The organism is Mailhella sp., from assembly GCF_057866825.1.
On sequence record NZ_DBMAHT010000099.1, the window covers coordinates 1173 to 7735 of the forward strand.

The 6563-nt window shown below is 62.2% G+C and carries 6 protein-coding genes; 2 read left to right on the top strand and 4 right to left on the bottom strand.

Annotation, left to right across the window (positions count from 1 at the left end):
- Positions 1–1154 (bottom strand): dihydrolipoyl dehydrogenase family protein (locus tag ACZM96_RS08435; RefSeq protein ID WP_489488506.1); only part of this gene is annotated, 1154 nt, incomplete at its 3' end.
- Between the two features lie 165 nt (positions 1155–1319).
- Positions 1320–2150, bottom strand: coding sequence for a thioredoxin domain-containing protein (locus ACZM96_RS08440; protein ID WP_489488508.1), 831 nt, complete (start codon positions 2148–2150; stop codon positions 1320–1322).
- Between the two features lie 824 nt (positions 2151–2974).
- Between ACZM96_RS08440 and ACZM96_RS08445 the strand changes: the two genes are divergently transcribed.
- Positions 2975–3817 carry a TetR/AcrR family transcriptional regulator gene (locus ACZM96_RS08445; RefSeq protein ID WP_489488510.1) on the top strand — a complete coding sequence of 281 codons (843 nt, stop codon included), beginning with the start codon at positions 2975–2977 and terminating at the stop codon, positions 3815–3817.
- Here ACZM96_RS08445 and ACZM96_RS08450 read toward each other — a convergent pair.
- A complete protein-coding gene (locus ACZM96_RS08450; RefSeq protein WP_489488511.1) occupies positions 3793–3999 on the bottom strand; it encodes a hypothetical protein in 207 nt (68 codons plus the stop codon). The two genes, ACZM96_RS08445 and ACZM96_RS08450, sit on opposite strands and share 25 nt — an antisense overlap.
- 95 nt (positions 4000–4094) lie before the next feature.
- Between ACZM96_RS08450 and ACZM96_RS08455 the strand changes: the two genes are divergently transcribed.
- Entirely contained in the window at positions 4095–5501 is a 1407-nt protein-coding gene (locus tag ACZM96_RS08455) for an MATE family efflux transporter (protein WP_489488512.1), read from the top strand.
- A gap of 467 nt (positions 5502–5968) precedes the next feature.
- On the opposite strand, the gene thiE is transcribed toward ACZM96_RS08455, so the two are convergent.
- Positions 5969–6563: thiamine phosphate synthase (thiE, locus tag ACZM96_RS08460; protein WP_489488513.1), on the bottom strand; the 595-nt coding region annotated here is incomplete at its 5' end.

Consider the following 6563-nt stretch of genomic DNA (forward strand, 5'->3'; position numbering starts at 1 on the left):
AAGCCCTTGTCCTTCGCCTGTGCTTCGGTCAGGCCCACGTCGCCGATTTCGGGCGAGGAGAAGATGCCGGAAGGAACCACGTCGTAATTCGGCTTTTCGCTCGCGCCGAAGATGTTGGCCACGGCCACGTGCGCTTCGGCGCTGGCCATGTGCGCAAGCATGATGCGCGCCGGGCCCAGAATGTCGCCGATGGCGTACACGCCGGGAACCGAGGTTTCCAGATGGTCGTTCACCGTGACGTAGCCGCGCTTGTCGGTGGCGATGCCGGCTTCGGCAAGGCCGAGCCCTTCGCTGTTGGCCGTGCGGCCGATGGTCATGAAGATGCAGTCGGCTTCCAGCGTGGCGGGCTTTTTGGCGGAGGCGGGCACGAGTTCCGGCGCAAGGAAGGGCGAGGGGCCGAGATCGGCAAAGACCTTGCCGTCTTCCACCTTCGTGGCGTTCACGGTGCGGGCGAGTTCCACCTTGATGCCCTTCTTCTTGGCTTCGCGCAGCAGCAGCTTGCTCATTTCCTCATCGACGGAGGGCACGGGCAGAAGACGGTTCTGACCTTCCACGATGGTCACTTCGCTGCCGAAGGCGCGGAAGATGAAAGCAAGCTCGGTGCCGACCACGCCGCCGCCCACGATGATGAGACGCGCGGGCACGTGATCGAGTTCGAGCGCGTCGTCGCTGGACAGGATGAATTTGCCGTCCAGGGGCAGGGAGGGCAGATTCAGCACGTTGGAGCCGGTGGCGATGATGACCTTGTCGCCTTCGATGTCCTTTTCGGAGCCGTCGGGCATGGCGACCTTCACAAGACCGGCGTTCACGACCTTGCCGCGACCCATGACCACGTTGATCTTGAGCTTGGCGCAGCTTTTTTCCAGACCGCCGCGCAGGGTTTCGATGACCTTGCGCTTTCTGGCGATGACGGCGGGCATGTCCACGCCGGGATTACCGGCTCCGGCAATGCCGAACTCCGCGGCGCGGCGTACGGTTTCCAGCGCCTCGGCGGAGGATTTCAGCGTTTTGGTGGGAATGCAGCCGCAGTTGAGGCACGTGCCGCCGAGCCATCTGGATTCCACAAGCGTTACTTCCGCGCCGCGCCTCGCAGCGTCGAAGGCGGCGGTGTAGCCGCCGGGGCCTGCTCCTATGACAGTGATGCGAAGAGCCATGATATCTTGCCTGCCTTGATAACAGAATGTGGCGTTTCCATGAGAAACGCAGAACGGCCGCCGAAACGGCCCGGCGTGCGCTCCGAGCGAGGGGCGCATGCCGACCTGTCTGCGGAGCGATTCCGCAGACGATGGGCGCGACGAATCCGCCGCGCCGGAGAATTGCTATTCGCCCTTGATGATGTCGGTCTTGGGAAGGGCGGAACGAACCTTGGAGCGGTAGGGCAGAAGGTTGGTCAGCGGTTCGACGCCCTTCACGACCTCGGCCGTGGCCTGAATGCCGAAGGGCAGCATCATGTCGCCGCAGGCTTCGGCCACCATCTTTCCGGCAAGGGCGGCGTCGGCGGGGGAGAGCCAGGCGAAGGAACCGTCGGACTGCGGGATGGGTTCGAGGTACAGACGGATGACGTGATCCTTGAAGTCGCGCACGAGGGCGATGGTCTTGCCGAGCTCTTCGGCGGAAGGAGCGTCGCCGCCCGCGGCCGCGGGATAGACGGAGGCGGGGCCGGGAATGTTGAGACGCACGCGGGTCAGGCAGCCGGTGCCGATGAGGCGCTCAAGCAGCGCGGCGTTGCGGCCGTCGGTGTCGAGCACGACCTGAAGTCCGCCCTTGGCAAGCGCCGTGACGAGTTCCACAAAATGATCCTCTTCCCCGGCGGGAACCTTGGACACGTTCAGACCGGAGATCCAGCCGTGCAGCATCTTGCTTTCGGTGACGGCTCCGGCGTCGCCGAGGGACTTGCCGGAAAGCAGATAGGCAATGATGACGCCCGTGCCCTGAAGCACCACGTCGCCGTCGTCGTCATGGAACATGGGAAATTCCACGCCGGTTTCGTTGCGGTGCAGGAACTTGCGGTTGGCGCGATAAAAGCCGTTCACGATGTCCTTGTCGGCTTCAAGGTCATAGCTGTTGTAGGCGATGCCCCTGGCGTCCATGAACTCATGAGTGATGCGGCAGCGGATGCAGTTGGGAGCCTTGTAAAGAGTGATAGCCATGTCGAACTCCATAACGGTTAGAAAATTCCGTGGTCCCGGCGGCGGGATCGGCCTTGCCGGAGCGTTCCGGCGGTGGAGCGGGCAGCCTGCGCGGTATTTCAGCAGAAAACGGAAAGGACGGCAACAAGGCCCGGCGCTTTCCGCGTGACTGCTGTTGGCAACAAATATTCAATAGACTTTCGTTCTAGTGAAATACCTGTTTTCTGTCAAGGCGTCGGGCAGGTTCTGCTGCGGATTTTCATGGGCGTTCAAAGGGAAGGATGTTCCGAAAACGTTTGTGCCGCAAGAATTTTTCTGCGGACAGGGGAGAAGGGGTGTGCTCGGGGCAGGGCGGATGCGCGGCTGGGCGGAGGCATGGGGAAAATGACGTCTGCGGGCGCTTCCGCCGTCTTCATTCCCCGGGCGTGCGGCGTGGATCACGAAACGGGGCGTCACTACGGAATCCCGATGTGTTTCCCGGACGCGCGGCGTGGATCCGGCGCGTTTTTGCGCCCCGCCCTGTGGTCTGCAACTGCCCCGGGCGTGCGGGCCTTGTCCTCCTGGCGCAGGCCGATGCCTGTCGATGATGCCTGGAAGCGCGGGCCTTTCGTGGGCGCGGCGCACGCACAATACAGATGTCGGCTTGCCTGGAGCTCGCGTGTCGGCAGGGTACGGCGGTCGCGGTACGCACCGGGCCGGTCTTCTTGCAGTGTCGCACGTCGGGGGCCATATCCCGCGCGGGGCGTTCCGGGGAAAACGGACGCTTTTACCATTGAAAAACGGGCATGGATGGGATACGTTGAATCATATTATTTAATTCTATTCAATATATTGAGGATTCCACCATGGCCAGAAAAGCCGCAGAAGACGCAGCCGAAAAGCCGGTCAAGAAGACGCGAGCCTATCATTCCCCCCGCAGAAAGGAACAGGCGAATGTAACCAAGGCGCGCATTGTTGCGGCCGCCATGCAGCTTATGAAGGAAAAGGGCTACGCCGACATGACGCTTGAAGCCATTGCGCGCGAGGCGGGCGTGGCTCCGCAGACCGTGTATGCGGTGTGCGGCTCGAAGAAGGGCGTGCTGGCGGCCATTCTCGAAACGACCGTGGAGGCCAAGAAGTACGACAAGCTGCGCGACTCCATTCCGCAGATCATGACCGGTAAGGAGCGGGTGCGCGAGATCGGGCATTTCATGTCCGTGCTCATGGAAGACGCCATGCCCGTGTTCGACATCATCCGGGGCATGAGCGTGCTTTCGCCGGAGTTTGCCGAGCAGGAATACGATCAGAGCATGATGCTGCTGGAAAAGTGCCGCAAGTCTGTCCACAAGATGGCCGAAGACGGTCTGCTTCGGCCCGGACTTTCCGAAGAGCGCGCCGCGGAACTGTACTGGAGCATCACCACGCCGGGCATTCATCGTCGTCTGACCAAGGTGCTCAACTGGTCCTCCGAGGAATATGCGGCGTGGGTCTCCTATCTCATCGGAGTGGCGCTGCTGGACTGGGATGCCCCCATGCCCTTCCTTAATGAAGGACCGCGCACGAGCGGGATTCCCACGCTGAAGCAGGCGGAGCAGGCGGACGCGAAGCAGCCGGAAGCCGGGCCGTCGGACAAGGCCCAGGACGGGCAGTCCGTGCAGACGCCGGACGGCGGGGACGCCGATACTCAGAGCGGCGCAAAAACGCGGTAGCCCGAAAAGCGGCAAAAGAAGCGCTTGCCTTTCTCGTCCGACTTTGTGAATATACGCCCCGCACCGATGATTTTTTGTGCGTTTTCTTCGGGTTCGCGCGCCAGTTGCGAACCTCCATCATCATTGATTCTGAAGTGATGCGGCCGCATGTCGCGGTCGCCGGACAAGGTTTCCGACAACAAGGCGTCTTTCCGACGCCTTTCGGCACTTTAATTTGTCGAATGCGTCGTTTCACGCGCTCGGCGTTCCGTCTGTCGCTTCGAGTCTCGGAGGGAATATGAGTCAGGACCAGAAAGCCAACGAAATGGGCACGAAGGGGGTCGGCCGCCTTCTTCTTGAGTATTCCATACCCGCCATTCTGGGCATGGTGATCGTGGCCCTCAACCAGATCATTTCCAGCATCTACATCGGCCACGGCGTGGGACATCTGGCGCTTGCCGCCATGGCGGTCACGTTTCCGCTGGTCAACCTGCTCATGGCCTTCTGCCTGCTGGTGGCCGTGGGCTGCGCCGCGCTCTGTTCCATCGAGCTCGGCAGAAAGGATATGGAAAAGGCCCGCAGCATGCTGGGGCATTCCGTGCTGCTGGAAATCATTTTCGGCCTGTTCTTCGGCGTCGTGTTCTGGATTTTTCTTGATCCGCTGCTCATGTTCTTCGGCGCCAGCGGTGAAACGCTGCGCTACGCACACGAGTTCATGATGCCCCTCGTTCTGCTCTCGCCCCTGAGCTTTCTCATGCTGGGCTTCAACTTCCTCGCCCGCGCCACGGGCTATCCCAAAACGGCCATGATGACGGCGCTGCTCTCTTCCGTGGGCATCGTGGCCTTTTCGCCTGTCTTCATCTACTGGTGGGGATGGGGCATGTACGGCGCGGCCTGGGCCCAGATTGCCGGTCAGACCATGTCCGTCATATGGCTGGTGGCGCATTTTATGCGCAAAAGTTCGCTCATCCATTTTCAGAAGGACATCTGGAAGCTGAGCCGGACGGCCTTCCGCAGAATTCTGGCCATCGGCATGGCGCCCTTTCTCATCAACTTCTGCGCCTGCATCGTGGTGGTCATCATCAACCGCGCCCTGAAGGAATACGGCGGCGATCTCGCCATCGGCGCGTTCGGCATCCTGAACCGTCTGCTCATGCTCTTTGCCATGAGCGTCATCGGTCTCGGTCAGGGCATGCAGCCCATCATCGGCTTCAACTTCGGGGCCAAAAAGCCCGAACGCGTGCGCCTCGCCCTCAAGTACGGCATGCTGAGCGCCACGGCCATCACGCTGGTGGGCATGCTCGGTTCGTGGTTCTTCCCCGAATTTCTGGTGCGCATCTTTACCGATCACGGCCCCCTCGTGGAAGTTTCGACCACGGCGCTGCGCATCACCGGCGGCCTGTTCATTTTCGTGGGGCCGCAGATCATCATCGGTACCTATTTTCAGTCCATCGGTCAGGCCAAGATCGCCAGCGTGGTGTCGCTGTGCCGTCAGATGATATGCCTGGTGCCCGCGCTGCTCGTCATGCCCCTGTTCTTCGGACTGACCGGCGTGTGGCTGAGCATTCCGCTGGCGGACTTCACCGGCTGCATGGTGGCCGCTTACTTCCTCTATCTTTCGATGCGCGCCGAGGACAATCCCTGCTTGCAGGGCGATCCTGAATGCAAGCCGCCGTCGAAGTTCTTCAAGCCCAAGGAACTGTAGTTCGCGCATTGCAGGGGCTGCGACTGACGATGGCGGCGCGGCACCCCGCGACGGGCGTTTTTGACATTGCGAATAACGATGAACAGAGGCCGATCGGCGTGATTCTCTTTCGGGAATGCGTCGGTCGGTCTTTTTGTCGGCCTGCGCTTTCGGCTTTGCAAAGGGTGGCGAGCGCCTGCGCGCGAGCGTCTGCCTTTATCATCCTGTGTTTTCTGCCTTGCGAGGGCGTGACGGAGCGCGCCTGCGCGCAGGACTGCGTTTTGTCGGCTGATTTTTCGTTTTGGAAGGGAGAAGCGCGGAGGCGAAGCGCGGCGGGCGGTCATCCTGACGCGTCCTGCCGCGCCGTCGCGCCGCCTGTTGCCGGAGTGCGCCGTTTGCGCCGCGTTTTTGCCGGAGGAGAAAAGAAAAGCCCCGATCCGTGGGGATGCGGGGCCGAAAGGCGTGTTTTGCCGTTTTGCGTCGGGCGATCAGCGGAACGTGGTCAGAAGATTGCGGGCCGCCTGTTCGGGATCCGGCGCGGAGCACAGTTCCGAAACCACGGCCAGACTGTGCGCACCCGCGGCCACGACCTCGGAGGCGTTGCGGGCGTGAATGCCGCCGATGGCCACCAGTCTGAGCGGGGAGTGTTCCCTTGCCCAGCGCAGGCCGTCCAGTCCCCACGGCGTGTGGGTGTCGGTTTTGGTGGGCGTGGCGAAAATGGGGCTGAGCCCCACGTAGTCGATGTCGAGACTTTCGGCGGCGAGCAGTTCTTCCCGCGTTTCCACGGAGAGGCCGACAATGGCGTTAGGGCCCATGAGGCGGCGCGCGTCTTCCGGCGGCAGATCGCTTTGCCCCACGTGCAGTCCGGCGGCTCCGCAGGCGAGCGCGATGTCGGCCCTGTCGTTGATGATGAGCGGAATGCCGAGCGGCTGAATGCGCGAAGCAAGGGCGCGGGCCAGTTCCAGAAATTCGCGGGACGTGGCGTGCTTTTCTCTGAGCTGCACCGCGCCTGCGCCTCCGCGCACGGCGGCGAGCACCACCTCGTCCAGCGGTCGGCCGAGGCACAGGTCCCGGTCCGTGAGG

Coding starts and splice junctions, on each gene's coding strand:
- ACZM96_RS08440 (WP_489488508.1), bottom strand. CDS start 2,150: ATGGCTATCACTCTTTACAAGGCTCCCAACTGCATCCGCTGCCGCATC.
- ACZM96_RS08455 (WP_489488512.1), top strand. CDS start 4,095: ATGAGTCAGGACCAGAAAGCCAACGAAATGGGCACGAAGGGGGTCGGC.
- ACZM96_RS08445 (WP_489488510.1), top strand. CDS start 2,975: ATGGCCAGAAAAGCCGCAGAAGACGCAGCCGAAAAGCCGGTCAAGAAG.